The organism is Burkholderia sp. MSMB1459WGS (assembly GCF_001534535.1).
GTDB lineage: Bacteria > Pseudomonadota > Gammaproteobacteria > Burkholderiales > Burkholderiaceae > Burkholderia.
Genome location: NZ_LPMU01000002.1, coordinates 127006 through 152172, shown reverse-complemented (window position 1 = coordinate 152172; position 25167 = coordinate 127006). Strand labels below are relative to the sequence as shown.

The window sequence follows — 25167 nt, the reverse complement described above, 5'->3', positions numbered from 1 at the left end:
ATGACGGAAAGGCCGATGAAACATGCGACATCTGTATTTAGCTGGCGCTACGACATCTGAATCCGGGTATGACATTGTGTTGTAGCAGCTAAGTTCAAATGTCCGCTTCCGGCTAAGTTCAATGTCCGTTTTTCGACCCGTCGCAAGCTGACCGACCGCTGGCAATCCAGCGCCGGAGGCTGCGATGGCTGCAACGGAACGGATCACGATGACGATGCGCGAGCTGGACCGATTCAAGGTCATTCAGGACGTAGCCGACGGCAAGCTCAAACCATGGCGTGCGGCGGAACGGTTGGAACTGACGACCCGGCAGGTTCGCCGACTGGTCGCCAGATTGCGGGAACACGGACCTCAAGGTCTTGTGTCGGGACGGTATGCGAAGCCCAGCAACAACCGGCTGGACGCGGTAATTGTGGACCGGGCGCTGTCGATCATCCGCGATCGCTCGCCGATTTCGGGCCGACGCTGGCCTGCGAGAAGCTCTGGGAGTGTCACGGCATTCGGCCGGCCAAGGAGGCGGTCAGGAAGCTGATGACGGAGGCCGGGTTATGGATTCCGCGTCGGCAACGACCGCCGAGCCGACCGTCTGGCTGAAATCACTTTTAAATCGCCGGCGGGCGGACATCTGACGGACATCTGAATCCGGGTATGGCACGCGTTATCAAACCCGGATTCAGGCGATGCGAAACACGGAATTGCATCGTAATCCAAATTGTTTAGGTGTCGACCATCCTCTGCGCGATCGCGTCGCGCTCGACCGCACGCACGCTGGCGGCCGCCGTGCCCTTTGCCGCATCGATACGCCGGATGTCCAGCGTCGGTGAATCGATCAGCCTCGTATCCCGGGCCGTCGCGATCCCCCTGAACCGTCCATTCACCCTGCAACTACCACTACTGCCAGTACCTGCGCTGTCCGTGGCCTCTTAATCTTGTCGTCACCACTGGCGCGCCGTCGAAGGCCGCGCCGCTTCGACTGGAGACACGAAAGATGCCATTTGACTGGACGCAGGAGCAGCACGCGACGCGTACGCGGTTTCGCGATATCGGCGCGGGGATCGCCGCTGCCGTCGAACACGACGGCAACGCGCCCGCCGGGTTCGACGAAGCCGGCTGGACGCGGCTCGGGCACGAAGGACTGTGGGACATGATCGTGCCGGAGACGTATGGAGGCGACGGTCACGGCTGGTGGCATTTTTCCGCGGCGCTGGAAGGGCTTGCATCGTCGATCCGCCGTCCGGCGCTGCTGCTGTCGGTGATCGCGCAGGCCGGCATGGTGCGCGCGCTCGAGCGATATGGCACGGCGGCGCAGCAGGACCGCTATTTCGGCGCGATCCTGCGTGGCGAACTGAGCGCGACCGCGATCGCCGAGCCGGGCACCGGCACCGACGTGCGCAGTATCGCGACGACGCTCGTCGAGCACGGCGACGGCTACCGGCTGACCGGCAGCAAATTCAATATCGCGCATGCACCGCTTGCGCGTTTCATCCTCGTCGTCACGCGCATCGAAACGCCGGGTCGGCGCAACACCGCGCTCGTGATCGTCGATCGCGACCAGCCGGGCATGACGGTGGCCCCGCCCGACCGCAAGCTCGGCCTCGACGACCTGCCCACCGGCGCGCTGCATTTCGACGACTGTCCGATCATGCGCGGCCAACTGCTCGGCGAACCGGGTGCCGGGCTCGGCAACCTGATCGACATCATCTCGCTCGGCCGTCTCTATTACGGTCTCGTCGCCGCCCAGGTGACGGCGCCCTATCTGCACGATGCGATCGGCTATTGCCGCGAGCGACGCAGCTTCGACAGCACGATCGACACGCATCAGTACGTGCAGCGCCGCCTCGTGGACCTGCAGATCGGCATCGAGCGCGGCACGTGGCTCGCGCGCGGCGCGCTCGCGCAGTTGCTGACGGATCATCCGCAAGCGTTGATGACGTGCTCGATCGCGAAGCTGGTCGGCGCGCAGGATCTCGTCGACAGCGCGCTCGGCCTCGTGCGGCTGTACGGCAGCCTCGGCTACCAGGCCGGGCCGGTGGCCGCGTTCGCCTCGGACGCGCTGGGCTTCATGAGCGTCGGCGGCACCGAGGAAATGCATCGCAAGAACATCTTCAACCAGATGATGCGCGCCGGCTGATCGCCCGCGCCATCGCCACGCGTACCACGCGCCCTACAGGAAACCACGCATGACACCGACGAACCGACGCCCTTCCCGCCTGCGCCGCTCCTGGCTGTTTCTCGCCGGCGCCGATCACGATGCGCTCGTTGACGGCACCGCGAGCGGTGCGGACGTCCTGATCCAGGAACTGGAAACCTTTACTCCTCCCGACCGGCGCCCGGCCGCGCGCGAACTGAGCGAGCGGGTGCTCGCGGGCTGGCGCGATGCCGGCGTGCTGGCGTCCGTGCGCGTGAATCCGCTCGACGCGGGCGGCATCGACGACCTGCGCGCCGCGATGCGCGGGCGCCCGGACATCGTGATGATGTCGTACGTCGCGACGCCGGAGCAGGTCGTCGCGCTCGACGAAGCCGTCACACGTTTCGAGCGCGAGTACGGTATCGCACCGGGCTCGACCGAGCTCGTGCCGAACATCGAGACGACGCTCGGTCTCGTGAACACGATGGCGATCGCGCGCTCGAGCCCGCGTGTGTCGGCCGTGCTCGTCGCAACCGAGGACATGGTGGCCGACATGGGCGCCGAGCGCACCCGTGCGGGGCGCGAGCTCGACTACGTGCGCTCGCGCTTTCGCGTCGAATGCGCGGCGGTCGGCGTGACCGCGATCGACTGCCCGTACAGCTATGCCGACAACGAAGGTGCTGAACTCGACATGCGCGTGTCGCGTGGCCTTGGCTACCAGGCGAAAGCGATCGTCAACGCGCAGTTCGTGCCGGTCGTCAATCGCGTACTGACGCCGACGGCCGATGAAGTCGCCCTCGCCCGCCGCGTGATCGACGCGTTCGATCACGCGCGGCGCGCCTCCGGCGGCCGTCGCGTTGCCGCCGCCGTCGTCGACGGCTTCCTCGCGGAGGTCCCCGACTATCTCGCCGCGCATCGGTTGATCGCCCGCGCGACGCAATTCGGCATCGCATGAGTGTCGCCATGGATACGATCGCAACGCGCCTGAAGGCGCTAAAAACCCTCGCCCACGCTGCGCCGCACGTGGCGACCGACAACTGGGCCGGCACGCCGCACGCGCAGTTCGAACGCTGGCTCGACGAGGCCGTGAGCGCCGGCGCACTCGAACCGCAGGTGACGACGCTGTCGACGCTCCACCCGGACGGACGGCCCGATGCACGGTCCGTCGTGCTGCTGAATGTGGACGCTCGCGGCTGGCATTTCGCGGCGAACGCGTGCAGTCCCAAGGGGCGCCAGCTCGCGAACCGGCCGTTCGCGGCGCTGACTTTCTACTGGCCCGTGATCGCGAGCCAGATCCGGCTGAGCGGCCCGGTCGAGCGGTTGCCGGCCGCCGAAGGCCACGCCGATTTCGCGGGCCGCCCCGAGCGGTCGCGCGCGAGCATTCTGGCCGGACGGCAAAGCGAACGACTCGACGATCCCGCCGACCTGACGCGTGCGATCGACGCGCAGCTCGAGCGTCTGGCCGCCGACCCCGCGCTCGTGTCGGAGGACTGGCACCTGTATGCGCTGGCGCCCGACGAAGTCGAGTTCTGGCGGGCCGACAGTTCGCGCCGTTTCGCGCGGCAGGCTTACCGTCGCGCCGGCGCGCGCTGGGAACGGTGTGCGCTATGGCCGTGATGTCCGCCGAAGCGCCGTCGCTGCCGCGCGACGGCATGCATGACCGCCTGCACGACGACACGCGGCTCGCGCACGCGGGCCGCGACAGCGCCGCGTGGCACGGCTTCGTCAATCCGCCCGTCTACCATGCGTCGACCGTGCTCAGCCCGACGGTGTCGGATCTGTTGAACCGCACGCAGCCGTATATCTACGGCCGTCGCGGCACGCCGACGACGGAAGCGCTCGAGCGCGCGGTGACGAGCCTCGAGGGGGGAGCCGGCGCGGTGCTGTGCCCGTCGGGCCTGTCCGCGTGCACGCTCGCGCTGCTGTCGTGCCTGAAGCCTGGCGACCATCTACTGATGACCGCATCGGTCTACGGCCCGGTGCGTCACGCATGCGAAGGCGTGCTTGCGCGGCTCGGCGTCGAGACGACGTGGTACGACGGCAGCACGCCCGTCGCAGCCGCGTTTCGTCCGAACACGCGCGCGCTGTACGTCGAAGTACCCGGGTCCTACACGTTCGACATGCATGACATCCCTGCCCTCGTGCGGCTCGCGCACGCACACGGCGCCCAGGTCATCGCGGACAACAGCTGGGCCACGCCGCTGTTCTTTCAGCCGCATGCGTTCGGGATCGACCTGTCGATCCAGGCCGCCACCAAGTATCTGGTCGGGCACTCGGATGCGATGCTCGGCACGGTGTCGGCCAGCGCGCGCGCGTGGCCCGCGTTGAAGCAACTGCATGGCGATCTCGGACTGTGCGCGGGCCCCGACGACGTGTATCTCGCGCTGCGCGGGTTGCGCACCCTCGGCGTGCGGTTACGGCAGCACCAGCGCAACGCGCTCGCGGTCGCGAGCTGGCTCGACGGGCGTCCCGAGGTGCAGCGCGTGCTGTATCCGGCCTTGCCGGGCGACGACGGGCACGCGCTGTGGCGCCGCGATTTCCGTGGCGCGTCGGGGCTGTTCTCGGTCGTGCTGCAGCCGGCTCCCGCGCACGCGATTGACGCGTTTCTCGATCACCTGACGCTGTTCGGGCTCGGCTATTCGTGGGGCGGCTACGAGAGCCTCGCGCTGCCGTTCGAGCTGGAGGCGCACGGCCTCGCGGCGCGCTGGCCGTCCGGCAGCCGCGGCGTGCGCCTGCACATCGGGCTCGAGGATCCGGACGACCTGATCGCCGACCTGGCGGCTGGCCTCGATCGCTACGCGGCATGCGCGTCGATCGCCGCCTGCGAGGATGCGTCGCGATGCTGACCGTCTGGGGCCGCCGCACGTCGTTCAACGTGCAGAAGGTGTTGTGGCTGATCGGCGAGCTCGGCCTGCCCTACCGGCATATTCCGGTCGGCGGCGAGCACGGTTCGCTGCAGACGCCCGCATTCGCGGCACTGAATCCGACCTGCCGGATTCCGGTGATCGACTGGGACGGCGACGTCGTATGGGAGTCGCACACGATCCTGCGCTATCTGGCCGCGCGGGTGCCGAACAATCCGTTCTGGTGTCGCGACACGTTCGCACGTTCGCGCGCGGAGCGCTGGATGGACTGGTCGCAGACCGCGCTCGAACCCGACGTGATGACCGGACTGTTCTGGGCACTCGTGCGAACGCCACCGGAGCGGCGCGACGATGAGATCGTGCGCGACAAGGCCGCGCGCAGCGCCATGCATTACCGGCTGCTCGACCGGCTGCTGTCGACCCAGCCGTTTCTCGGCGGCGCGACGCCGGGCCTGGCCGACATTCCGGCCGGCGCGACGCTGTTCCGCTATTTCTCGCTCGACGTCGAGCGGCCGCCGCTGCCGCACGTCGAAGCCTGGTACGCCCGCCTGTGCCGACGGCCCGCCTACCGCGAACAGGTGATGGTGTCGTTCGACGCGTTGCGCGGCCAGCCGGGCTGATCTTCTACCGACTACACGACATGACGCACTTCGCACTTCGTCCGATCCTGATCGTGCTGCATCGCGAACAGTCGAGCCCCGGCCGGATCGGCCGGCTGCTCGCCGCGCGCGGCCATCCGCTCGACATCCGCCGTCCGCCGCTCGGCGATCCGTTGCCGGCGACGCTCGCCGACCATGCCGGCGCCGTGGTGTTCGGCGGCCCGATGAGCGCCAATGACGGCGATCGCTGGATCCGCGACGAGATCGACTGGATCGGTGTGCCGCTGCGCGAGGCGGCGCCGTTTCTCGGCGTCTGCCTCGGCGCGCAGATGATGATCCGCCATCTGGGCGGTCGCGTGAGCGCGCATCGGGACGGGCGCGCGGAAATCGGCTACTGGCCGATCGCCGCGACGCCGGCCGGCCGGCGGCTCGGTTCATGGCCGTCGCACGTGTACCAGTGGCATCGCGAGGGCTTCGAGCGCGTTGCCGGGCTCGAGATTCTCGCGACCGGCGAGCATTTCGAGAACCAGGCCGTCCGTTACGGGCCGTGCGCGTATGGTGTCCAGTTCCATCCGGAAGTGAGCTATCCGATGATGCGGCGCTGGAGCACGGCCGCCGCGCACAAGCTCGCGGCACCCGGCGCGCAGGACCTCGCGACGCAGGCGAGCGAAGGCTGCCGCCACGACCGCTCGACGGCCGCGTGGCTCAGCGCGTTTCTCGACCGCTGGCTCGACGAGACGCCGGCATCAGGTCGGCACCGTCACGTCGGAGATGCTGATCAGCCCCCACTCGACCGCGCGCAGCACGGCTTCGTGCCGACGTGACACGTTGAACTTGCGGCGAATGTTCATGAAGTGGAAGTTGATGCACGACTCGGTCACGTTCAGGATGTGGCCGATTTCCCACGAGGTCTTGCCGGCCGCATGCCAGCGCAGGCACTCGACCTCCCGCCGGCTGAGGCGCGGCACGCTGTCGGGCGGTGCGTGGTAGCGCGTGCCGGCGATCGCTTCGCATGCGATGTCGCGCAACAGCGTGAGCGCGGCCAGATGCCGGTCGCAGCGCTCGCGCGTGGCGGCGAGATCGTCCGCGCTCGCGCACGACAGCATGCCGACTTCCCCTTTCGGGCCGTGCACGGGCAGCACGACGCCGCTGCGCATGCCGTACGCGGCCGCCGCTTCGTAGCACGGCCGTTGCCCGGGCAATTCGTACAGCGCGTCGTCCCAGACGAGCGGCAGCGCCGAACGAAAGCAATGCTGCAGCATCGGGTCGATGCGGTCGAACTGCCGCTGCCGGTACAGCGCCGTCCAGCCCGGCACGCCGCTGCTCCACTTGCGCGCGAGATCGAACGATGCGCCGGTAAACGGCAACACGATCAGCACGACCTTGTCGAATCCCATGCCGGCGGCCGCGTCGGTCATCCGCTGCCATGACGCGTCCGTGTCGCCGGGTACCAACCATTTCAGACAATCCAGTCCTTTCATACAAGCCACCCCGTTTATTCGTTGAAATCTTCAATCAGGCGGACTTGCGCAACCGGTTCGAGGCGTTGCGCGCGAACGGGCCGCGCTAAACCGCCTCGGTCAGTCGTCGCCGACCCGCCTGCTTCGCGTCATCCAGCGAAGCCGCGACGTCGAACGGAATCCCGAACGCCTTTTCGATGCCGGACGCGTTGGCAATGGCCGCTTCACGCTCGTTCGGGTCCGGTTCGACCGACACGAGCGCGCGGCAGACCGCGGCAAGCGCGGCGCGGTTCTGCTTGAGCCACATGCCGCGCTCCTTGCGGTCGTCGTGCGGCTCGTCGGGGCGGGCCGGCGGAAAGATCATGACAAACGGCTCGCCGTGCCGCATCAGCGCATGCATGTCGTCGAGCCAGCGTTGTGCGTAGCCGGGGGATGCGATTGCATCGTTGCGCACGACGACGAGCGGAAATTCCGCGACGTCGAATACGGCGAGCGTCGCCAGTGCGGGCGGCGTGTTTCCGGCGTGGTGGGTAGGCATCGGGTCAATCTCCATCGAATTGAACAGCATGGGTCGGAACGGGCCGCGCAGCACTCGCTTCATCGTTTGGCGGCGGCCCCGGGGCCGAACGGCGGGCGGGCGAGCCACACCACCGCGATCACGGCGAGATACACGCAGCCGAGCGCGAACGACACGTCGTTGAACGAAATCTGGTACGCCTGCGCATCGACCAGGTTGCCGAGCAGCGCCGCCGCGCGTTGCGGATCACCGCCGCCGAGCTGCGCGAGCTCCGTGCGAACGGCCGGATCGAACTTGCTCACGTGTTCGCTGAGCTGCGCGTGATGCAGGATCGCGCGCCGGTCCCACAGGAACGACGTGATCGACACGGCGAAGCTCGCGCCGAGCGTACGCAGAAACGTCGACAGGCCGGAGCCGGCGGCGATCTCGTCCGGCTTCAGGTCGGACAGCAGGATGCTGTTGATCGGCATGATGAACAGCGCGAGGCCGAGGCCCTGCAGCAACTGGATCAGCGCGATGTGCGTGAAGTCGACGTCGGGCACGAAGCCCGCGCGCAGGAACGACGACGTACCGAGGATCGCGAACGCGCAGCACACGAGCACGCGCATGTTGAAGCGCGGCGCGTACTTGCCCATGAACGGCGTCATCAGCACGGGTATCACGCCCATCGGCGCGACAGCCAGCCCGGCCCAGAACGCCGTATAGCCGAGCGTGCGCTGCAGCCACTGCGGCACGATCACGTTGACCGCGAAGAACGCCGAGTACGCGAGCACGAGCGTCAGCGTGCCGGCCGCGAAGTTGCGATGCGCGAACAGCCGCAGGTTCACGATCGGGTTCGGCTCGTTGAGCTCCCAGATCAGGAACAGCAGGATCCCGAACGCGGCGACCACGGACATCACGACGATGAACGTCGAGTTGAACCAGTCGGCCTCGTTACCCTTGTCCAGCACGATCTGCAGCGCGCCGACGCCGACGACGAGTGCGGCGAGACCGACGTAGTCGACGCGCGCGGCGACCGTCGTCTCGACGCGCGCGCGCATCTGCGCGAACACGCACATCGCGGCGAACACGCCGATCGGAAGATTGATCAGGAACGCCCAGCGCCACGAGTAATGTTCCGTCACCCAGCCGCCGAACACGGGGCCGGCGATCGGCGCGACGACGGTGACCATCGCGATCATCGACAGCGCGAAGCCGCGCCGCTGCGGCGGGTAGATCGACAGCATCAGCGCCTGGGTGGTCGGGATCATCGGGCCGGCCACGAGGCCCTGCAGCGCGCGGAACGCGACGAGCTGCGGCAGGTTCTGCGCGAGGCCGCACAGCAGCGACGCGAACGTGAACGCCAGCGTCGCCCACACGAACAACCGCACTTGTCCGACGCGCTTGACGAGAAACCCGGTCAACGGCAATGCGATCGCATTGCTGACCGAGAACGTCGTGACGACCCATGCGCTCTGCGTCGTGCTGACGCCGAAGTTCCCGGCGATCGTCGGCAGCGAGACGTTCGCCACGGTGCCGTCGAGCACCTGCATGAACACCGCGAGCGCGAGGCCGAACGTCGTCAACGCAACGCTCGACGGACGAAAGCCGGCGTCCGCGGCCGGCATCGGGCCGCTCATCGCACACGCTCCGCACGCACCGCCGCCGGCAGGTTCGCATGCACGATGTCCGCGATCAGGCTGTCGGCGCGCGCGAGCTCGTCGCGGTACACGTCGGTCCGAAACACCGGCGAATCCTGCTCGCGACGCGACAGCATCGCGCCGCTACGGTCGTGCTGGTCGACGCGCACATGCATCGACAGGCCGATGCGCAGCGGATGCGCGTCGAGTTGCGACGGATCCGTCAGTTCGATGCGCACCGGCAATCGCTGCACGATCTTGATCCAGTTGCCGGTCGCGTTCTGCGCGGGCAGCAGCGAGAACGCGCTGCCGGTGCCGACGCCGAGGCTCTGCACGCGGCCCGTATACCGCACGGCGTTGCCGTACAGGTCGGCCGTCAGTTCGACCGGTTGCCCGATCCGCATGTGCTCGAGCTGTTTTTCGGTGAAGTTCGCGTCGACCCACAGCTCGCGCAGCGGTACGACCGCGAGCAGCGGCACGCCGGGCGACACGCGCTGCCCGACCTGCACCGTGCGCTTGGCGACGTAGCCGGTGACGGGCGCGACGATGTCGGTGCGTGCACGGGCAAGATAGGCGGCGCGCAGCCGCGACGCCGCAGCTTGCACGTCGGGATGCGACGCGACCGCGGTGTCGTCGACGAGCGCCTTGCTCGTCTGGTGCTGTTCGCTCAAGGTCGCGAGCGCGCTTTGCGCGGCGGCGTACGCGCTTTGCGCGGACGTCAGCGTGTCGAGCGCATGGGCGAGCTCCTCGCGTGAGATCGCGCCGGAGCGGCCGAGATCCTCGCGGCGCCGGTAGTCGGCCCTTGCCTTGTCGAGCGCGGTGCGCCGCGCGTCCAGGTCGGCGCGCGCGCCGTCGATGCTGTTCGCGAGCCCGCGCTCGTTGCTGTACAGGCCGCGCACCTTGCGCACGGTGGCCGCGAGATCGGCCTGCGCGGCCGCGAGCGCGATCTGCGCGTCGCTCGCGTCGAGACGGACGAGCGGCGTGCCGGCGCGGACGAGGTCGCCGTCGTCCGCGTCGATCGACACGACGGTGCCCGTCACCTGCGGCGTCAGCTCGACGACGTTGCCTTGCGCGTACGCGTTGTCGGTGGACTCGTACCAGCGGCCGACGATTCCGTACCAGATACCCCACCCGGCGATGCCGACCGCGAACGCGGCGACGAGCGCACGTACGAGGTGCTTGCGTCTGGCGGGCGGCGGCGTGGCCGGTGCGGCGCCGCCCGGTACCGGTTGCGTGCGGGCGTCCGCCCCACCTGGGGCGCGTGGCGCACCGGTGTGGTCGGCCGACGGGTGCTGGCGGGCACTGGCGGGATCGGCGGCTGCGGGCCGCGCGGGAGTCTGCAGGGTGTTGTCGCTGCTCATGGTTCGATGTCAAGGACGGTTGGAAGGCGTGGCGGCAAGCGCAACGTCGTCGGGCTCGGCGCGAAAGCCGCCGCCGAGGGCTGCAACGAGCTGCAGCGACTGGTCTGCGCGCTGGGCGCGCAACGCGGCGACTTCGCGACTCGCGATCAAGAGCTGCTGGCGCACGACGAGCGCGTCGAGGTAACTGCCGACGCCGGCCCGGTAGCGCGCGTCCGCGAGCCGCCATGCATCGGTGGCGGCATCGAACGCGCGCTGCTGGGCATCGGCCTGCACGGCGAGCGCATGCAGCCGGTGCAGATCGTCGGCCACCTCGCCGATCGCGCCGATCAGCGTCTTGTTGTAGGCGGCGACCGCGACGTCGTATTGCGCGTCGCGCTTGCGCAGCACGCCGCGCCGTTCGCCGCCGTCGAAGATCGGCAGGCTCACGGCCGGGCTGACGTTGTAGGTGCGCGAGGCGGCCTGGAACAGCGATGCGCCGCCGCGCGTTGCAAGACCGATCAGCGCGGTGAGACTCACGTCGGGCAGGAAGTCCGCGCGGGCGGCCGCGACGTTGCGGCTCGCGGCCTCCACCCGCCAGCGTGCGGCGACGAGATCGGCGCGCCGGCCGAGCAGCGCGGCCGGCAGGTCGGCCGGCACCGCGAGCGCGGCGGCGGGCAGCGGCGCAGGCCGCGCGAGCGCGAGGCCGCGATCGGGGCCTGCGCCGAGCAGGATCGCGAGCGCGATGCGCGCGCTGTCGACCGCCTGCGCCGCGCGTGCCTGCTCGCGCATCGCGGTCGCGACTTCGCTTTCCGCCTGGCGCTGCTGCGCGACGTTGTCGATGCCTTTCATGACACGCTGTCGCGTCAACGACAACGCTTCGTCGGCGCGGTCGTATTCGGCCTGCGCGACGTCCTGCTGATCGAACGCATAGGCGAGATTCACGTAGGCCCGCGCGACGTTGACGGACAGCAGCACGCGCGCGGCCCGCGCATCGATCCGTGCGGCCCGCGCTTCGCCGAGCGCGGCTTCCCACGCCGCGCGGCGGCCGCCCCACAAATCGAGATCCCAGCTCAGGCCGAGATTGACCTCGCGCGTGTGGCTGAAGAAACCACCGCCCTCACCCGCCGAGAATTGCGTGCCGGACGTTCGCTCGCCTTTCGCGCTTGCACGGCCGACGAGGTGCGGCAGTCGGGCGGCCTGCGCTTCGATCACGAGCGCCTGTGCCTCGCGGGCACGCGCATCGGCGGTCGCGAGATCGGGATTGCCGGCAAGCGCTTCGTCGATCAGCGCATTCAGTTGCGCATCGTTCAGCGCAACCCACCAGTCGGCGGCCGGCCAGTCGCCGGCCGGCGCATGCGCGAGGCTGCGCGATGCGGCGAGCGTATCGGCGCCGCGCAGCGTACCGGCGGGCGCGAGCCCGTCGCGGCTCGCGCAGGCGCCTAGCAAGGCGAGCGCCACGGCGACGGCCATGCGCGACAGCGTGCGCAGCGTGACGGCATCGCGTGGCGAGGGAGCAAGTGCTGCATGCATCGCGTTCCTCTGCTTCGTTTGGGTTTGAACACGACTCGCATTGTTGGACGCTCGCGGGCAAAGCTGATAATGTTGTTTAGACAAAAAATAATGAATTCCGGCCATGCCCATCCGAGACGCTTCTCCCGCCCGCGCAGTGCAGCGCGCCAACGCCGATCCGAGCGAACGCGCGGACGGCCCGTCACTGATCGCCGTCTGGGGCGAGGACGACGGCAGCAACGCCTACCAGCTCGGCACGCGAGAGGTCGACTGGCACAGCCATCTGCGCGGCCAGGTGTTCTGCGTCGAAAGCGGATTCGCACACGTGCGCACGCCGCACGGTTCGTGGCTGCTGCCGCCGCATCGCGCGGGCTGGATTCCGCCGGGAGAGCAGCACAAGGTCAGCATCAGCGGTGCGTTGAGCGGCTGGAGCGTCGTGATCGCACCGGCCGCGAGCCGCCGGATGCCCGATCAGCCGTGCGTGATCGCGATCACCGAACTGATGCGCGCACTCGTGCGGCGCGCGGTGTCGTGGGCCGGTCAGGATCGGCTCGACATCGAGCAGGCGCGCATGAGCGTCGTGCTGCTCGACGAGATGCGCCGCGCGCCGCACGAACCGCTGCACTTGCCGATGCCGCACGACCGGCGGTTGCTGCGGATCGCCAACGCGATCCTCGGGCAGCCGCACGATGGCCGCACGCTCGACGCATGGGCCGAATGGGCCGGACTGTCCGCCCGCACGCTGAGCCGGCTGTTCGTCGCGGAAACCGGCACGAGCTTCGCGCAGTGGCGGCAACAGGCGCGGCTCACGCATGCGCTCGAACGTCTGGCGAACGGCGACAGCGTCGCCAACATCGCGGACGCGCTCGGCTATGCGACGCCGAGCAATTTCATCGCGATGTTCCGTCGCGCGTTCGGCGATTCGCCTGCCCATTACTTCGCGAAGCGCAAGCAGCCGTAATGCCGCACGGCATCGCACGGCCCCTATCACCCCTGCCAGTACTGCGCGCGCATCGACGTCGCTATAGTCGCCGTGCGACCGGCCGGTCGGTCGCCCAATGTGACCTGTGGAGGATGTCGATGTCGAATGCCGTCGGATCGGACAACACGCCGATCGTCTCCGAGCAGCAGCTCGCCGATCATCTGGCCGCCGGCTGCAAGCCGGCCGCGCAGTTCCGGATCGGTACCGAGCACGAGAAGTTCGTCGTTTCCCGCGCGACGCACGCGGCTGCGCGCTATGAAGGGCCGTCCGGCATCGCCGCGGTGCTGGCGCGGCTGCGCGGCGACGGGGCGCCGATCGTCGATGCCGGGCAGACCGTCGGCGTGATTCAGCGCGACGGCGCCGCGATCTCGCTCGAGCCGGCCGGCCAGCTCGAACTGTCGGGTGCGCCGCTCGATACGCTGCACGACACGCATGCCGAACTGCATGCGCACCTCGCCGCGGCCCGTGCAGCATGCGATCCGCTCGGCCTGCGCTGCGTGCCGCTCGGCTTTCACCCTCACCTGTCGCGCGACGCGCTGCCGTGGATGCCGAAGCAGCGCTACGCGATCATGCGGCGCTACATGCCGCGTGTCGGCACGCGCGGGCTCGACATGATGCAGCGCACCTGCACCGTGCAGGTCAACCTCGATTTCGCATCGGAAAGCGACATGGCGCGCAAGATGCGCGTCGCGCTCGCGTTGCAGCCGGTCGCGACCGCGCTGTTCGCGAATTCGCCGTTCCGCGACGGCCGCCCGTCGGGCCTGCTGTCGACGCGCGCACACACGTGGCTCGATACCGACGAGGATCGCTGCGGCGTGCCGGCGCTGTTCCTGTCGCGCAGCTTCGGCTTCGAGCGCTACGTGAGCTGGCTGCTCGACAACGTGCCAATGTATTTCGTGCGGCGCGGCGATCGTTATGCGGATGCGACCGGGCACACGTTCCGCGATTTCATGCGGCGGCGCATTCCGCATCTCGAAGGCGAGACGCCGACGCTGGGCGATTTCGCGGACCATCTGACGACGGTGTTCACCGAGGTACGGCTGAAGCGCTATCTCGAGATGCGCGGCGCCGATGCCGGCTCGCCCGACATGATGGTCGCGCTGTCCGCGTTCTGGACCGGCCTGCTGTACGATCCGGCCGCGCTGTCGGACGCCGGGACGCTGGCTGCCGCGATCGACCGCGGCACGTTGCTCACGCTGCGTCGCGACGTGCCGCGTACCGGGCTCGATACGCCGGTCGACGGCCGGTCGTTGCGCGCGATCGCGGCCGATGCGCTCGCGATCGCGCAGCGCGGCCTGCGCGCGCGGGCGCGCATGGATGCGGCCGGCCGCGATGAATCGATGTATCTCGCGCCGCTCGACGAGATCGTCGCCGGCGCGCCGACCCAGGCCGAACACTGGCTGGCCCGCTATCGCGACGCGTGGGCCGGCGATGCGACGCGGATCCATGACGAAGCCGCCATCTGAGCACGTCGCGCCGGGCCGCTCACGCGCAGCAGGCGAGCAGCGGCTCGTGAGCGAACTCGACGCCGATCGGCAGCGCGTGGCCGCGTCGCCGCGTACGGACGGCGTGCGCGAGCGTCTCGAACAGCCGAGCGGTATCGGCGAACGACAGGCACGCGTCCGTGATGCTCTGCCCATAGCGCAGCGGTACGCCGGGCACGAGATCCTGGCGCCCTTCGATCAGGTTCGACTCGATCAGCACGCCGACGATGCGCGTATCGCCGGCCGCCACCTGCGCGGCGACTTCCGCGCCGACTGCGAGCTGATTCCGGTACTGGCGGCGGCTGTTGCCGTGACTGACGTCGATCATCACGCGCGGTGCGAAGTGCGCGGCCGTCATGCGCTCGCACGCGGCATTCACGGCGGCCGCGTCGAAATTCGGCTCGCGGCCGCCGCGCAGCACGACGTGCGTATGCGGATTGCCGGACGAAGCGGCCGCGCATAGCCGGCCGCCCGCATCGATCGACAGGAAGCGGTGCGCGTGCGCCGCCGCGCGCATCGCATCGACGGCGATCTGGACATTGCCGTCGGTACCGTTCTTGAAGCCGATCGGGATCGGCAGCGACGACGCCAGCTCGCGATGCACCTGCGACTCCACGGTGCGCGCGCCGATCGCGCCCCACGCGACCAGATCGGCCAGGTAGCGCGGCGACAGCGGATCGAGCAACTCGGTCGCAGCCGGCATTTCCGTGCCGTTGATGTCGCACAGCAACGCACGGGCCGTGTGCAGTCCGACGTCGATCCGGTCGCTACCGTCCAGCAGCGGATCGTTGATCAACCCCTTCCAGCCGACCGTCGTGCGCGGTTTCTCGAAGTACACGCGCATCACGATTTCCAGTTCGTCCGCAAAGCGCGCGCGTTGCAGCGCGAGCCGCGCCGCGTAGTCGCGCGCGGCGTCGGGATCGTGTATCGAGCACGGGCCGGCGATCACCACGAGCCGGTCGTCCGTGCCGTCGAGCACGTCGACGATCGCGCGGCGGGTCGTATGAACGGTGCGCGACGCGCGCCACGCCGGCGGCAGTGCGTCGGCCAGATCCGCAGGGGACGGCAAGCGCAGCACGGCGTCGCGGTTTGTCGTCCAGGCGTTTGCATCCATGGGGACTGCCCTCCTGTCGATAATTAACGAGACTTTTTACTACAGCGCGACTGTATTGAATGGTGCTTTCGACGCGCAACTAACATATTTATCAGTATCTAATTCATAACCTTATGAATGTGAAGAATAAGCGTCGGATTCGATAATCGGGGATCCGGCAATTTGCTGTTAGCGGGGCGTGAAATGGAGCGTGCATTCGGTTTTCATTTGAAACGCGGATGCGATTGTTGCGCGGCAATGCACGCACGGACGGCATTTTTACCAAGCTTCGCTATTCGTTCTGATAGTGGCGGCCCGATAGTCGTTCGATTAATTTTCGGATGCCCGATAGGCCATTCGGGCTCGAAAATATAAATCAACCCAGTCATTGCGGAGAGTCATCATGTCGAAGCGACATTACGAAACCCCCATTCACGTCAAGTATCGCGATACGGATTCGATGGGGCATGTGAGCAGTCCCGTCTATTACGACTATCTGCAGCATTCGTATCTCTGCTACATGTTCGACCTGCTCGGCCTGCCGCGCAGCGAGAAACTGCCGCACATCATGGTGAAGACACAGTGCGAATACCTCGCGCCGGCACAGTTCGGCGACAACCTGACCGTTCGCTCGAGCATCGTGCGCTTCGGCAGCAAGAGCTTCGATCTCGAACACCTGATGGAGCGCGACGACCAGACCATCGTCGCGCGCGGCGTGTCGACGCACGTGATGTTCGATTACGCGAACAACACGACGCTGGCCGTGCCCGACGAATTCAAGACGCGCGTGCTCGAATTCCAGGGGTCGCTGTAATGGGGGCGCGCCTGCTCGGGAGCGACACGTGAGCTGCGCGGTGGCGCGCGCCCGGCGCCGGATCGGCGCGATCGTCGAGCGGCGGGACGATCGCGCGATCGTGATCGTCCGGCATGCAGCGCAGGCATTGCTCGAGCCGGCGACGCTCGAGCGGCACCGCGCGCTCGCATGCCGCCATGAGGACGAGCTGGAGGTGCTGCTGCAGCCGTGCGGCGGTGTGCACGACGGCGTGCGGCCGCTGCTCGGCCGGCTGCGGGACGCCGGCGTGGCCGTGGCGCTCGACGCGGCGACGGTGGCCCACGACGCGTCGCTGCTCGAATTCGCGAGCTGGGTCACACGGTGTACGACGCCCGACGGTTCGGCGGCGGCCCCCGACGACACGGCCGTGCCCGGCGGTGCCCTGCTCTACGGGCTGGTCGTGCGGTGGCGCGATCTGCACGGCAGGTGGCGACGGCCGGGGCGCGACGGGGAGCCTGAACGCACGCCGCGGACCATCGCGGCGGACGCGGCCGAGCACCTCGTGGCCGGCGATCCCGACGCGCCGGTGCTCGGCGCGCTGCTCGACGCCGATGACGCGTCGACCGACGCGGCGCTCGACACGCTGTCGGATGCGGTGCGCGCGCGACGGATCTGTCTGGCGACGCGGGCGCGCTGGCCGCTCGCGCGACGGTTATGAGCGGCGTGGTCGCGCCGGCTGGCGGGCGCGCGTTCCTGGTCGGCATGATGGGTGCAGGCAAGTCGACGCTTGGCCGCGCGCTCGCGGCTTCGCTCGGCTGGGCGTTCGCCGACAGCGACGACGAGATCGAACGGCGCACGGGGCGCTCGGTCCCCGCGCTGTTCGATGTGGTCGGCGAAGGCGGCTTTCGGCTGCTCGAAACGCAGATCGTCGACGAGCTGACGCAACGCGCGAACGTGGTCGTCGCGACCGGCGGCGGCTCGGTCCTGAATCCGCGCACCCGCGCACGCCTGAGCGAACGCGGCAGCGTGATCTATCTGCATGCGGATCCCGATGTGCTGTGGCGGCGGACACGCGACGACACGCGGCGGCGGCCGCTGCTGCAGTCGGGCGAGCCGCAGCAGACGCTCGCCGCGCTGTACCGGATGCGCGACCCGCTGTATCGCGAATGCGCGCATGCGCTGGTCGATACGGCCGCACATGATGTCGCGCGCGCGACGGCGGAAGTATTGACGTTGCTGTTTGCGCGGATGAAGGCGCCGGAGTGACGGCGCTTTCGCTTCCCTGCCCTTCGAATCGAGCGCGCGTTCGGTATCACGCGCGTTTTTGGAACGGCGAGTTCGGATTCTTTATCGTGCTATTGTGATAAGAAAAGTTATCCAGATGGTAGTGTTGCGTGATCCAACTGCGTGTTCCGCGACAGAAGAATCGACGCGCCGCGCGCCGCGAATCCGTACTCGTCGAACCACCCGGCGCGGTGTCGTCGCGCGACACGTAACGTCTCCGTTTCGAATGCGCTCGTTGTCCGTGCAAGCGCAGGCCGTCGGCGGGTTGCTCGCGATCGAGGCCGGCAAAGCTGGGAGAGACGGTGCGCTGTAGAAAGCGAAATAATGACGAGGCGCCTGTTCGCTTTAGGGAAACGTTGAGCGGACGACTGCTCCGCTTTCCCGCGGCCTTTCCGGAATCGTTCGCCGTTCGCCGTTCGTCGATGTCCGGCCATCATCGCCGGACCGCCCGAAAGCCTTGTCCAGCAAGGCGCTACACGATCCAGATACATTGAAATGCAAAATATCGCATGCGATTTAATCGAATGCGCTTGACGTGGCCGGCCGTCAGGCGGAAACTGCGTCGCATGCGATCGAATCGCATCTGAGACAAACCAACCGACGGAGCAAATGATGAGCAAGATCGACAAAGTGCTGTACACGGGCAAGACGCATACGACTTCCGGCGGCCGCGACGGCGCCGCGCGCAGTTCCGATGGCCGCCTCGACATTCAGTTGTCGTCGCCGGGCAGCGCCGGCACCGGCACCAACCCGGAGCAACTGTTCGCAGCCGGCTGGTCGGCCTGCTTCATCGGCGCGATGCAGCTTGCGGCGCGCGCCGCGAAGGTGACGCTGCCGGCCGATCTCGCGGTCGACGCCGAAGTGGATCTCGGCACGGCGGGCAACGCGTACTTCCTGCAAGCCCGGCTGAACGTGAGCGTGCCGGGGCTCGAGCGCGACGTCGCGCAACGCATCGTCGACGCCGCCCACCAGACCTGCCCGTATTCGAAAGCGACGCGCGGCAACATCGACGTCGACATCCGGATCGCCTGAACGTTGCATCGGGCGGCCGAGCGCCGCCCTCCCGAATTCCCGATTCCTTTTCCATCGAGGTGAAACATGAAAGTCCAACTGATCGCTGCCCTGTTCGTCGCTGTTTCGGCTGCCGTGGCCGCTCCGGCGTTTGCCAATGAAGCCACCGTGACGCGTGCGCAGGTGCGCGCCGAACTCGCGCAGCTTCAACGCGTCGGCTATCCGCTGAACCGCGCGACCGACGCCACCTACCCGAACGATCTGCAGGCCGCGCTGACGCAGATCCACGCCGACGACGCCGTCGCGGCCAACGCCGCAGCGTCCGGCTACGGCAGCGACGGCGACACCGCGACGCAATCCGGTCGCCGGCACGTCGCAAGCGTGGCCGAGCGCTCGGTGTACTTCGGTCACTGAGCACACACGCGGTACGTGAACCCTGATTCCCTTTATCCCTGATTCCATTTTGTCGAGGTGAACGATGAAAACCCGATTGATCGCTGCCCTTCTCGTGGCTGTTTCCGCTTCTGCCGCCGCACCGGCGTTTGCCGACGAAGCCGTCGTGTCCCGCGCGCAAGTCCGCGCCGAACTCGTCCAACTGGCACAGGCCGGTTATCGGCCCGGCCGCGCGAACGATCCGCACTATCCGGACGACCTGCAGGCCGCGTTGACGCGCATTCATGCCAGCAACGCGGTGGCGGCCGATGCTGCGGCATCCGGTTACGGCAACGATGCCGCCGCCGCGACGCAGTCGGGTAGCCGGCCGGCGACGCGACTCGCCGAACGCTCGATCTACTTCGGTCATTGAACGAACGCGCGAACGGCGCCGATGGCCGGCGTGCGATGCGCAACCCCTGAATTCCTGAATCCCTGTCGAGGTGAATGATGAAGACCCAACTGATTGCCGCCCTTCTCGTTGCCGTGTCGGCTTCTGTCGCCGCACCGGTTTTTGCCGGCGAAAGCACTGTCACGCGTGCGCAGGTGCGTGCGGAACTGGCCGCGTTGCAGCAAGCCGGCTACCAGCCGAATCGCCCGAACGATCCGAACTACCCGGACAATATCCAGGCCGCGCTGAACCGGATTCGCGATGGCGGCGCCGTCGCGGCCGATACGCAGGCGGCCGGTTACGGCAGCGACGCCGGCGGCGCCACGCAGTCCGGCAGCCGAAACACGGTGCGTACAGCCGAGCGCTCGATCTATTTCGGCCATTGAGCGCGGTACGGCGAATTCGGCCGCCGAAGTTCACCATATAACGCGCATGCGATGTAATCGCATGCGCGTTATTATTTGCATCGTCCGGACTGCATCGTCAGCGCTACCTGTTCGCCTGATCCGGGATTATTCTGTGCGGCACCCCATCTTCCACCAAGGAGCCGCCGATGCCGGACGCCATGACCGGAAACGCGACAGGCGATGCGCACGTGCTCGACCGGGTCGTCTGGAATGCGCTCACGGGCAGGCAACGCCGTTTCGCGCTCGGCGAGGGTCGCGCACTGCGGTTCCCGGCGGCCATCGCGCCGTTTGCCGCGATCGACGACACGAGCCCGGCGTCGTTCGGCGCGCTGTGCGAACTGATCGCCGCACACGGACCGGCGGCGCTCGTCACGCCGGACGAGATCGAGCCGCAGGCAGGCTTGTCGGTGATCCGGCGCGCGACGTTGCTTCAAATGATCTGGCAACGGACGTTCGATCCGACGCACGACGCGGAATCTGTCCCGCTCGGCGAAGCCGACGTGCCGGACATGCTCGCGCTGACCGCCGCCGCGCAGCCGGGCCCATTCGGTCCGCGCACGTTCGAACTGGGCCACTACGTCGGCGTGCGCCGTGAAGGCCGGCTGGCCGCGATGGCGGGCCAGCGAATGCAGGTCGACGGATATACCGAGATCAGCGCCGTCTGCGTGGATGCCGCGTTTCGGCGGCAAGGGCTGGCGACGCGGCTGATCCGGTCGTTGATCGCGACGATCGGTGCGCGTGCGGAAACGCCTTTCCTGCACGTCCTCACGACGAATCAGGTGGCGATCGCGCGCTATCTCGCACTCGGTTTCGTCGTCCGTCGCGAGATGCACCTGCTGGTAGTGGGCGACGCGCGCACGTGACAACGCGGCCGGCGCGATTCCCGCGTCGGCCGCTTGCCGTATCCGGATGTTTTTATGCTTCGGTCGATCGGATCAGGTTGCCGCGCAGCGTGACGATCGCCTTCTGCACCTTGGCGAACTCGTCCGGCTTCAGCCCGGTAGCTTCGACCAGGTTCATGTCGAGCCCCTTCTCGCGCACGCGGCGACCGCTTTTGGTCAGGCTGACGAGCACTTGGCGCTCATCGGACGGATCGCGATGCCGCTCCAGATAGCCCATTGCCTCGAGCTTCTTCAGGATCGGCGTCAGCGTGTTGGATTCGAGGAACAGCTTCTCGCCGAGCTGGCCGACGGTCTGGTTGTCCTGCTCCCACAGCGCAATGATCGTGATGTACTGCGTATACGTGAGGCCGAGCTCGTCGAGGATCGGCTTGTATGCCTTGCCGAACGCGAGGTTCGCCGAGTAGATCGCAAAGCACAGGAATTCGGACAGCTTCGGCGCGGCGGACGACGGGGTTTCGGTCGGTTTCATGGACTTCCTCCAGCGACGCGAACGGTCGCAGACGATCGCATTATATATCGCATGCGATCTTATCGGAAGCATGATAATCGGCGTCGATAGGCCGACGCCCGCCGCGTTCGCTCAGCCCGGCTTGCGGCGCTTGCCGGTTCGCTGACGGCTGACCGACAGCAACGTGCACTGCACCGGATGCGCGATTTCGGTCGCGAGCCCGCCCGCGGCAAACAGCAGGATCATCAGCCAGCGTTTCATGCGTCCTCCACGACCGAAAGGCTCGCGCCGTCGGCGACCGTCGCGTCGAGCGTAGTCGGATCGACACCGTCGAGGCAGCCGAGATTGACGCGCCAGCATGCCGGGTCCTTGCGGGTCTGGTGGAACGGATAGACGCCGCACCGGCTGCAGAAATAGTGGCGCGCGGTGTGCGAGTTGAAGCGATAGCACGTCAGCACGCCCTCGCCTTCGACGATCGTCAGGTTGGCGGCGGCGAACATCGGGCTCATCAGCGCGCCGCGCCGGCGGCACAGGCTGCAGTTGCAGCGGACGGCCGGCGTGATGGCCGCGCTGACTTCGAATTTGACGGCCCCGCAATGGCAGGACCCTTTGAACCAGGTGGCAGACATGATGGGCTCCGAAACGGTCATGCCTGCTTTATAGCGAACCCGCGCGCGGGCGTTGTATCGCACTGTATCGACGGTCGGCGCAGATACAGGACATTGCAAATCCGCGGCGCACGCACTCGGTCCGGCACGTGCTGCATCCGCGCGATTGCCGCGCGCGTTTCGCGTTCTAGCGCCGCGAACGGCTCGGCTGCCGGCAGCGCGCGAGCCAGCGGCGCTGCCGGCCCCGCCCATTCGTGGACGACCCGCGTTGCGCGACGCGCAACGTCGCCGCTTTCGTTGGCGGCGGGCTGCGGCATGTCGCGTGACATGCACAAACAGAACGGCCCCGCTCGATTGCTCGAAGCGGGGCCGACCGGATGTGGGGCTGCTTACGCCAGCGACTCGGCACGTAACAGATTCGTACATGCTCCCTGTCTTGCGGCCGGTTTCCGAATGCCGGATGGCCGCTGCTTCAACGCATTCGGATCGGTAGTGATGCGGGCAAGCCCGGCAAGCGGAAAAGCGGCTCAGGCTCAGTAAGCGGACATCTCGACGCAGGGATCGACCTTGGACGGCGAGCAGATGACCGAGTACTTGGCGCTCTCGCGCATCAGCGCTTCGCCTTCGTGCAGCGCGATCTTGATCTCGGGGTGACGCTCGTACGCGAGGAAGGCCGAGCACACGACGGCGGACATCACGACGATGGAAAACACAAATTTTTCAAGGGTTTGGAAGCGTTCAGGCATGGTATGACCTTTCTCTCATGGCCGAAATTATACCTTGAGATAAGGGTTTTCCCTATAACCCTGTCTGCATACCGAGGATGCGTTCGAACGAGATGGGCACGACGCTCGCGCCCTTTTACCGGGGCAAGCGCGGCGCTACGGCCGGCAAGGCCCGCGCCGCCTATCCGGGGAAGAGAACGAAGGCTTGCCGCCCGCGCATCACTGCGGCGCCGACGCGCCGCTCGCCGCATTGCCCGGCCATGCCTTGCCGATATGGTCGATCAGCGACTTCGCGGTGCCCGTCACGATCGCCGCGTCGACACCCGACGTTTGCCACGAGCCGTCTGCTGCCTTCACGAAGGTCAGGTTCGCGCGCGACGGCGAGTAATCGGCGTTGCGCCACGTGACCACGACGTCGCACGAATACGTGCGATCGCCGAGCTTCTTGCAGTCGCCGTCGGGTTTCGCCGACACGACGTCGGCCGATACGGGCAGCGGCTGACCGAACAGCGCGTTCAGGCCGCCGTGGTTTTCCGCTTCGAGCGCGCGGCGCACGGCGGCGTCGACGTCGCTCGATCCGGGACCGTCGTGAAGCAGGTTGCAGGCGGCCAGCAGCGTCGAGGCGCCGGCGAGTGTCAGCAGCGTTTGAACCTTCATGGATATCCGTCGATCGGGGGAACGCCGCGTAGTCTGCAACGTCCGCGTGTCGTGCGCGGTATCCATTTGTAACCAATTGCACGCTGTCGGCAGCCCCGCGCGACTGTACGACGCCCTCGCCTACTGCCGCTCCTGCTTCACGCGGCTCACGAGCTGGGTCGGACTGACGAACTGCAGCGCGATCACGACCCACACGAGCGTGATGACCATGTAGATCATCGCCATCGCGTCGATCGACTGCGGCGCGCGCACGCCGGTCGAGAACACCGCGTAATACAGTGCGACGACGAGCGTCTGCGTGCTCGGGCCCGCGGTGAAGAACGTCAGCTCGAACATCCCGATCGTGCGCACCAGCACGAGCAGCCCGGCCGCGAGCATGCCCGGCACCAGCAGCGGCAGCAGCACGTAACGGAAATAGCGCCACGTGTTCGCGCCGAAGATGCGCGCGGCGGCTTCGAGGTTCGGATCGATCTGCTCGATGAACGGCGTCATCACGAGGATCACGAACGGCAGCGCCGGCACGAGGTTCGCGAGGATCACGCCCGGCAGCGTGCCCGCGAGCCCGATCTTGTACATCACGGTCGCCATCGGGATCCCGTAGGTGACGGGCGGCACCATCAGCGGCAGCAGGAACACCAGCAGCGCGAAGCGCTTGCCGCGGAACTGCACGCGTGCGAGCGCATATGCGGCCGGCACGCCGAGCGCGATCGACAGCAGCACGACCGCGCCGACCACCTCGACGGTCACCCACAGCACGCTCGCGAGCTGGAAGTCTTCCCACGCCTTCGCATACCAGTGCAGCGTGAAGCCTTGCGGCAACGGCGTGCCGAACCAGCGCGTCGCGACCGAATTCACCGCGACGGTGGCGATCAGCAGCATCACGTTCAGCAGGAAGAACGCCATCAGCGCCCACACGAGCGCCTTCCATGCGCGGCCGGCGAGGTTGCTTCTCATCCTGTGCGGTTTTCCCGTGTCGACGGGCCGCGCGTCGGGTGCATCGTGCTTCGGCGGCCACGTGCGAGCGGCATGATCGTCGGTCGCCATCAGCCCTTGCCTCCCGTCACCGCGCCCGTATAGAAGAAGCGGCGCGCGCCGAGCATCGACGCGACCACCAGCAGCTGCACGAAGCCCATCACGATCGCGATCGCCGACGCGAGCGAATAGTCGTAGCTCTCGAACGCGGCTTCGGCCGCCGCGATCGAGATCACGCGCGTCGGCCCGGCCGGCGCGCCGAGCAGCACGGCCGACGGAAATACCGAGAACGCCTGCACGAACGACAGGCACGCGGCCATCGTGAGCCCCGGCACGAGCAGCGGCAGGTAGATCTGCCGGAACTGCTGCCACGGGTTCGCGCCGAGCGTCGCGGCCGCGTGCGCGAGGGTCGGGTCGATGCCGCTGATGTACGACAGCATCAGCAGGAACGCGAATGGAAAGCCCGACACGATCAGCGACAGAAGCACGCCCCAGTAGTTGTGCGTGAGGCGCACTTCGTCCGTGTACAGGTGCAGCCCCTGCAGCGCCTGCGGAAACCAGCCGTTCGGCCCGAAATACGTGAGCATCCCGTCGGCGACGAGCACCGTGCCGAGCGTGACGGGAATCACGAGCAGCGTCGTGACGAACTTCTGGTATGGCGAGTTGCGACGCAGCGCGAATGCGACGGGCACCGCGATGCCGACATTGAGCAGCGTCGCGGGCACCGCGAGCTTCAGCGTGACGAGCACGGTCGGCCACATCGCGGTGTCGGTGAAGAACTGCACGTAGTTCGCGAGCGCGCCGCCGCCGTTCATCGGCTGGAACGACAGCACGAGACCGTACGCGAACGGATAGATGAACAGCGCGGCGATGAACGCGAGCGCCGGCGTGACGAGCCAGGCTTTCGCGTCGCGCGGCGCGCCGCCGGTCGCGAGCGTGCTCATGCGGCCTCCGCGCGAGACG

General features: G+C 67.7%; 29 protein-coding genes and 2 pseudogenes. 17 read left to right on the top strand and 14 right to left on the bottom strand.

Features of this window, described 5'->3' with window-relative positions:
- Window positions 1-184: 184 nt before the first annotated feature.
- The 7 genes and pseudogenes from WT97_RS31935 to WT97_RS00820 form a co-directional block, all read left to right on the top strand.
- Window positions 185-576: pseudogene (locus WT97_RS31935) on the top strand (helix-turn-helix domain-containing protein); the annotation flags it as partial.
- A 412-nt stretch (window positions 577-988) separates the two neighbouring features.
- Entirely contained in the window at window positions 989-2131 is a 1143-nt protein-coding gene (locus WT97_RS00845) for an acyl-CoA dehydrogenase family protein (protein WP_060352623.1), read from the top strand.
- Between the two features lie 49 nt (window positions 2132-2180).
- The gene (locus WT97_RS00840; protein ID WP_060352622.1) at window positions 2181-3083 is read left to right on the top strand and encodes a CoA ester lyase; all 903 of its coding nucleotides are present in this window, start codon (window positions 2181-2183) and stop codon (window positions 3081-3083) included.
- Between the two features lie 8 nt (window positions 3084-3091).
- Window positions 3092-3745 (top strand): pyridoxal 5'-phosphate synthase, encoded by a 654-nt coding sequence (locus WT97_RS00835; RefSeq protein ID WP_060035459.1) that lies wholly within the window; start codon window positions 3092-3094, stop codon window positions 3743-3745.
- Window positions 3745-4974, top strand: a complete 1230-nt coding sequence (metC, locus tag WT97_RS00830; RefSeq protein WP_373557243.1) for a cystathionine beta-lyase — start codon at window positions 3745-3747, stop codon at window positions 4972-4974. Before WT97_RS00835 ends, metC begins: the two co-directional genes overlap by 1 nt.
- Window positions 4968-5612 (top strand): glutathione S-transferase family protein, encoded by a 645-nt coding sequence (locus WT97_RS00825; protein ID WP_082742238.1) that lies wholly within the window; start codon window positions 4968-4970, stop codon window positions 5610-5612. Before metC ends, WT97_RS00825 begins: the two co-directional genes overlap by 7 nt.
- Before the next feature lie 20 nt (window positions 5613-5632).
- Window positions 5633-6415 carry a glutamine amidotransferase gene (locus tag WT97_RS00820; RefSeq protein ID WP_082742008.1) on the top strand — a complete coding sequence of 261 codons (783 nt, stop codon included), beginning with the start codon at window positions 5633-5635 and terminating at the stop codon, window positions 6413-6415.
- On the opposite strand, the gene WT97_RS00815 is transcribed toward WT97_RS00820, so the two are convergent.
- The 5 genes from WT97_RS00815 to WT97_RS00795 form a co-directional block, all read right to left on the bottom strand.
- Window positions 6338-7072: an autoinducer binding domain-containing protein gene (locus WT97_RS00815; protein WP_059498898.1), complete on the bottom strand. Its 735-nt coding sequence runs from the start codon at window positions 7070-7072 to the stop codon at window positions 6338-6340. The two genes, WT97_RS00820 and WT97_RS00815, sit on opposite strands and share 78 nt — an antisense overlap.
- A gap of 85 nt (window positions 7073-7157) precedes the next feature.
- The gene (locus WT97_RS00810; RefSeq protein WP_257126094.1) at window positions 7158-7643 is read right to left on the bottom strand and encodes a hypothetical protein; all 486 of its coding nucleotides are present in this window, start codon (window positions 7641-7643) and stop codon (window positions 7158-7160) included.
- Window positions 7644-7648: 5 nt separating this feature from the next.
- The gene (locus WT97_RS00805) at window positions 7649-9187 is read right to left on the bottom strand and encodes a DHA2 family efflux MFS transporter permease subunit (RefSeq protein ID WP_060352621.1); all 1539 of its coding nucleotides are present in this window, start codon (window positions 9185-9187) and stop codon (window positions 7649-7651) included.
- Entirely contained in the window at window positions 9184-10548 is a 1365-nt protein-coding gene (locus WT97_RS00800; RefSeq protein WP_060352620.1) for an efflux RND transporter periplasmic adaptor subunit, read from the bottom strand. Before WT97_RS00800 ends, WT97_RS00805 begins: the two co-directional genes overlap by 4 nt.
- A gap of 9 nt (window positions 10549-10557) precedes the next feature.
- The gene (locus tag WT97_RS00795) at window positions 10558-12057 is read right to left on the bottom strand and encodes an efflux transporter outer membrane subunit (RefSeq protein WP_060035467.1); all 1500 of its coding nucleotides are present in this window, start codon (window positions 12055-12057) and stop codon (window positions 10558-10560) included.
- A 103-nt stretch (window positions 12058-12160) separates the two neighbouring features.
- On the opposite strand from WT97_RS00795, the gene WT97_RS00790 reads away from it, so the two are divergent.
- Together WT97_RS00790 and WT97_RS00785 are read left to right on the top strand one after the other, a co-directional pair.
- Window positions 12161-12997, top strand: a complete 837-nt coding sequence (locus WT97_RS00790) for a helix-turn-helix domain-containing protein (protein WP_059789933.1) — start codon at window positions 12161-12163, stop codon at window positions 12995-12997.
- Window positions 12998-13116: 119 nt separating this feature from the next.
- On the top strand, window positions 13117-14484 hold the full coding sequence (locus WT97_RS00785; protein WP_060035635.1) for a glutamate--cysteine ligase: 1368 nt from the start codon (window positions 13117-13119) through the stop codon (window positions 14482-14484).
- A 19-nt stretch (window positions 14485-14503) separates the two neighbouring features.
- Here WT97_RS00785 and WT97_RS00780 read toward each other — a convergent pair whose 3' ends face one another.
- Entirely contained in the window at window positions 14504-15616 is a 1113-nt protein-coding gene (locus WT97_RS00780; protein WP_082742231.1) for a 3-deoxy-7-phosphoheptulonate synthase, read from the bottom strand.
- A gap of 382 nt (window positions 15617-15998) precedes the next feature.
- Between WT97_RS00780 and WT97_RS00775 the strand changes: the two genes are divergently transcribed.
- The 8 genes from WT97_RS00775 to WT97_RS00740 all read left to right on the top strand — a co-directional run bounded on the left by WT97_RS00775 (window position 15999) and on the right by WT97_RS00740 (window position 20755).
- A complete protein-coding gene (locus WT97_RS00775) occupies window positions 15999-16409 on the top strand; it encodes a thioesterase family protein (protein ID WP_034207340.1) in 411 nt (136 codons plus the stop codon).
- Between the two features lie 28 nt (window positions 16410-16437).
- Complete coding sequence (locus WT97_RS00770; RefSeq protein WP_060352619.1) at window positions 16438-17085, top strand: hypothetical protein; 648 nt, start codon at window positions 16438-16440, stop codon at window positions 17083-17085.
- Complete coding sequence (locus tag WT97_RS00765) at window positions 17082-17633, top strand: shikimate kinase (RefSeq protein ID WP_156440185.1); 552 nt, start codon at window positions 17082-17084, stop codon at window positions 17631-17633. Before WT97_RS00770 ends, WT97_RS00765 begins: the two co-directional genes overlap by 4 nt.
- A 630-nt stretch (window positions 17634-18263) precedes the next feature.
- On the top strand, window positions 18264-18683 hold the full coding sequence (locus tag WT97_RS00760) for an organic hydroperoxide resistance protein (protein WP_034201940.1): 420 nt from the start codon (window positions 18264-18266) through the stop codon (window positions 18681-18683).
- Between the two features lie 66 nt (window positions 18684-18749).
- Window positions 18750-19076 (top strand): DUF4148 domain-containing protein, encoded by a 327-nt coding sequence (locus WT97_RS00755; protein ID WP_034207338.1) that lies wholly within the window; start codon window positions 18750-18752, stop codon window positions 19074-19076.
- A gap of 64 nt (window positions 19077-19140) precedes the next feature.
- Window positions 19141-19467, top strand: a complete 327-nt coding sequence (locus tag WT97_RS00750) for a DUF4148 domain-containing protein (protein ID WP_059789929.1) — start codon at window positions 19141-19143, stop codon at window positions 19465-19467.
- Window positions 19468-19541: 74 nt separating this feature from the next.
- Complete coding sequence (locus WT97_RS00745; protein WP_059498904.1) at window positions 19542-19871, top strand: DUF4148 domain-containing protein; 330 nt, start codon at window positions 19542-19544, stop codon at window positions 19869-19871.
- Between the two features lie 167 nt (window positions 19872-20038).
- Entirely contained in the window at window positions 20039-20755 is a 717-nt protein-coding gene (locus WT97_RS00740; RefSeq protein ID WP_060352618.1) for a GNAT family N-acetyltransferase, read from the top strand.
- Window positions 20756-20807: 52 nt separating this feature from the next.
- Here the strand turns inward: WT97_RS00740 and WT97_RS00735 are convergent, their stop codons facing one another.
- From WT97_RS00735 to WT97_RS00705, 8 genes and pseudogenes are all read right to left on the bottom strand, one after another.
- The gene (locus tag WT97_RS00735; RefSeq protein ID WP_012328506.1) at window positions 20808-21263 is read right to left on the bottom strand and encodes a MarR family winged helix-turn-helix transcriptional regulator; all 456 of its coding nucleotides are present in this window, start codon (window positions 21261-21263) and stop codon (window positions 20808-20810) included.
- A 111-nt stretch (window positions 21264-21374) separates the two neighbouring features.
- Window positions 21375-21503 (bottom strand): hypothetical protein, encoded by a 129-nt coding sequence (locus WT97_RS34805; RefSeq protein WP_257128437.1) that lies wholly within the window; start codon window positions 21501-21503, stop codon window positions 21375-21377.
- Entirely contained in the window at window positions 21500-21871 is a 372-nt protein-coding gene (locus tag WT97_RS00730; protein ID WP_059499086.1) for a GFA family protein, read from the bottom strand. Before WT97_RS00730 ends, WT97_RS34805 begins: the two co-directional genes overlap by 4 nt.
- Before the next feature lie 119 nt (window positions 21872-21990).
- Window positions 21991-22101 (bottom strand): annotated as a pseudogene (locus WT97_RS34800) (nitronate monooxygenase); the annotation flags it as partial.
- 282 nt (window positions 22102-22383) lie between these two features.
- The gene (locus WT97_RS00720) at window positions 22384-22596 is read right to left on the bottom strand and encodes a hypothetical protein (protein WP_059789922.1); all 213 of its coding nucleotides are present in this window, start codon (window positions 22594-22596) and stop codon (window positions 22384-22386) included.
- A gap of 198 nt (window positions 22597-22794) precedes the next feature.
- Window positions 22795-23232, bottom strand: coding sequence for a hypothetical protein (locus tag WT97_RS00715; RefSeq protein ID WP_059498907.1), 438 nt, complete (start codon window positions 23230-23232; stop codon window positions 22795-22797).
- A 120-nt stretch (window positions 23233-23352) separates the two neighbouring features.
- Window positions 23353-24276 carry an ABC transporter permease gene (locus WT97_RS00710; protein ID WP_059789920.1) on the bottom strand — a complete coding sequence of 308 codons (924 nt, stop codon included), beginning with the start codon at window positions 24274-24276 and terminating at the stop codon, window positions 23353-23355.
- Entirely contained in the window at window positions 24276-25148 is an 873-nt protein-coding gene (locus tag WT97_RS00705; protein WP_059499087.1) for an ABC transporter permease, read from the bottom strand. Before WT97_RS00705 ends, WT97_RS00710 begins: the two co-directional genes overlap by 1 nt.
- Window positions 25149-25167 lie beyond the last annotated feature (19 nt).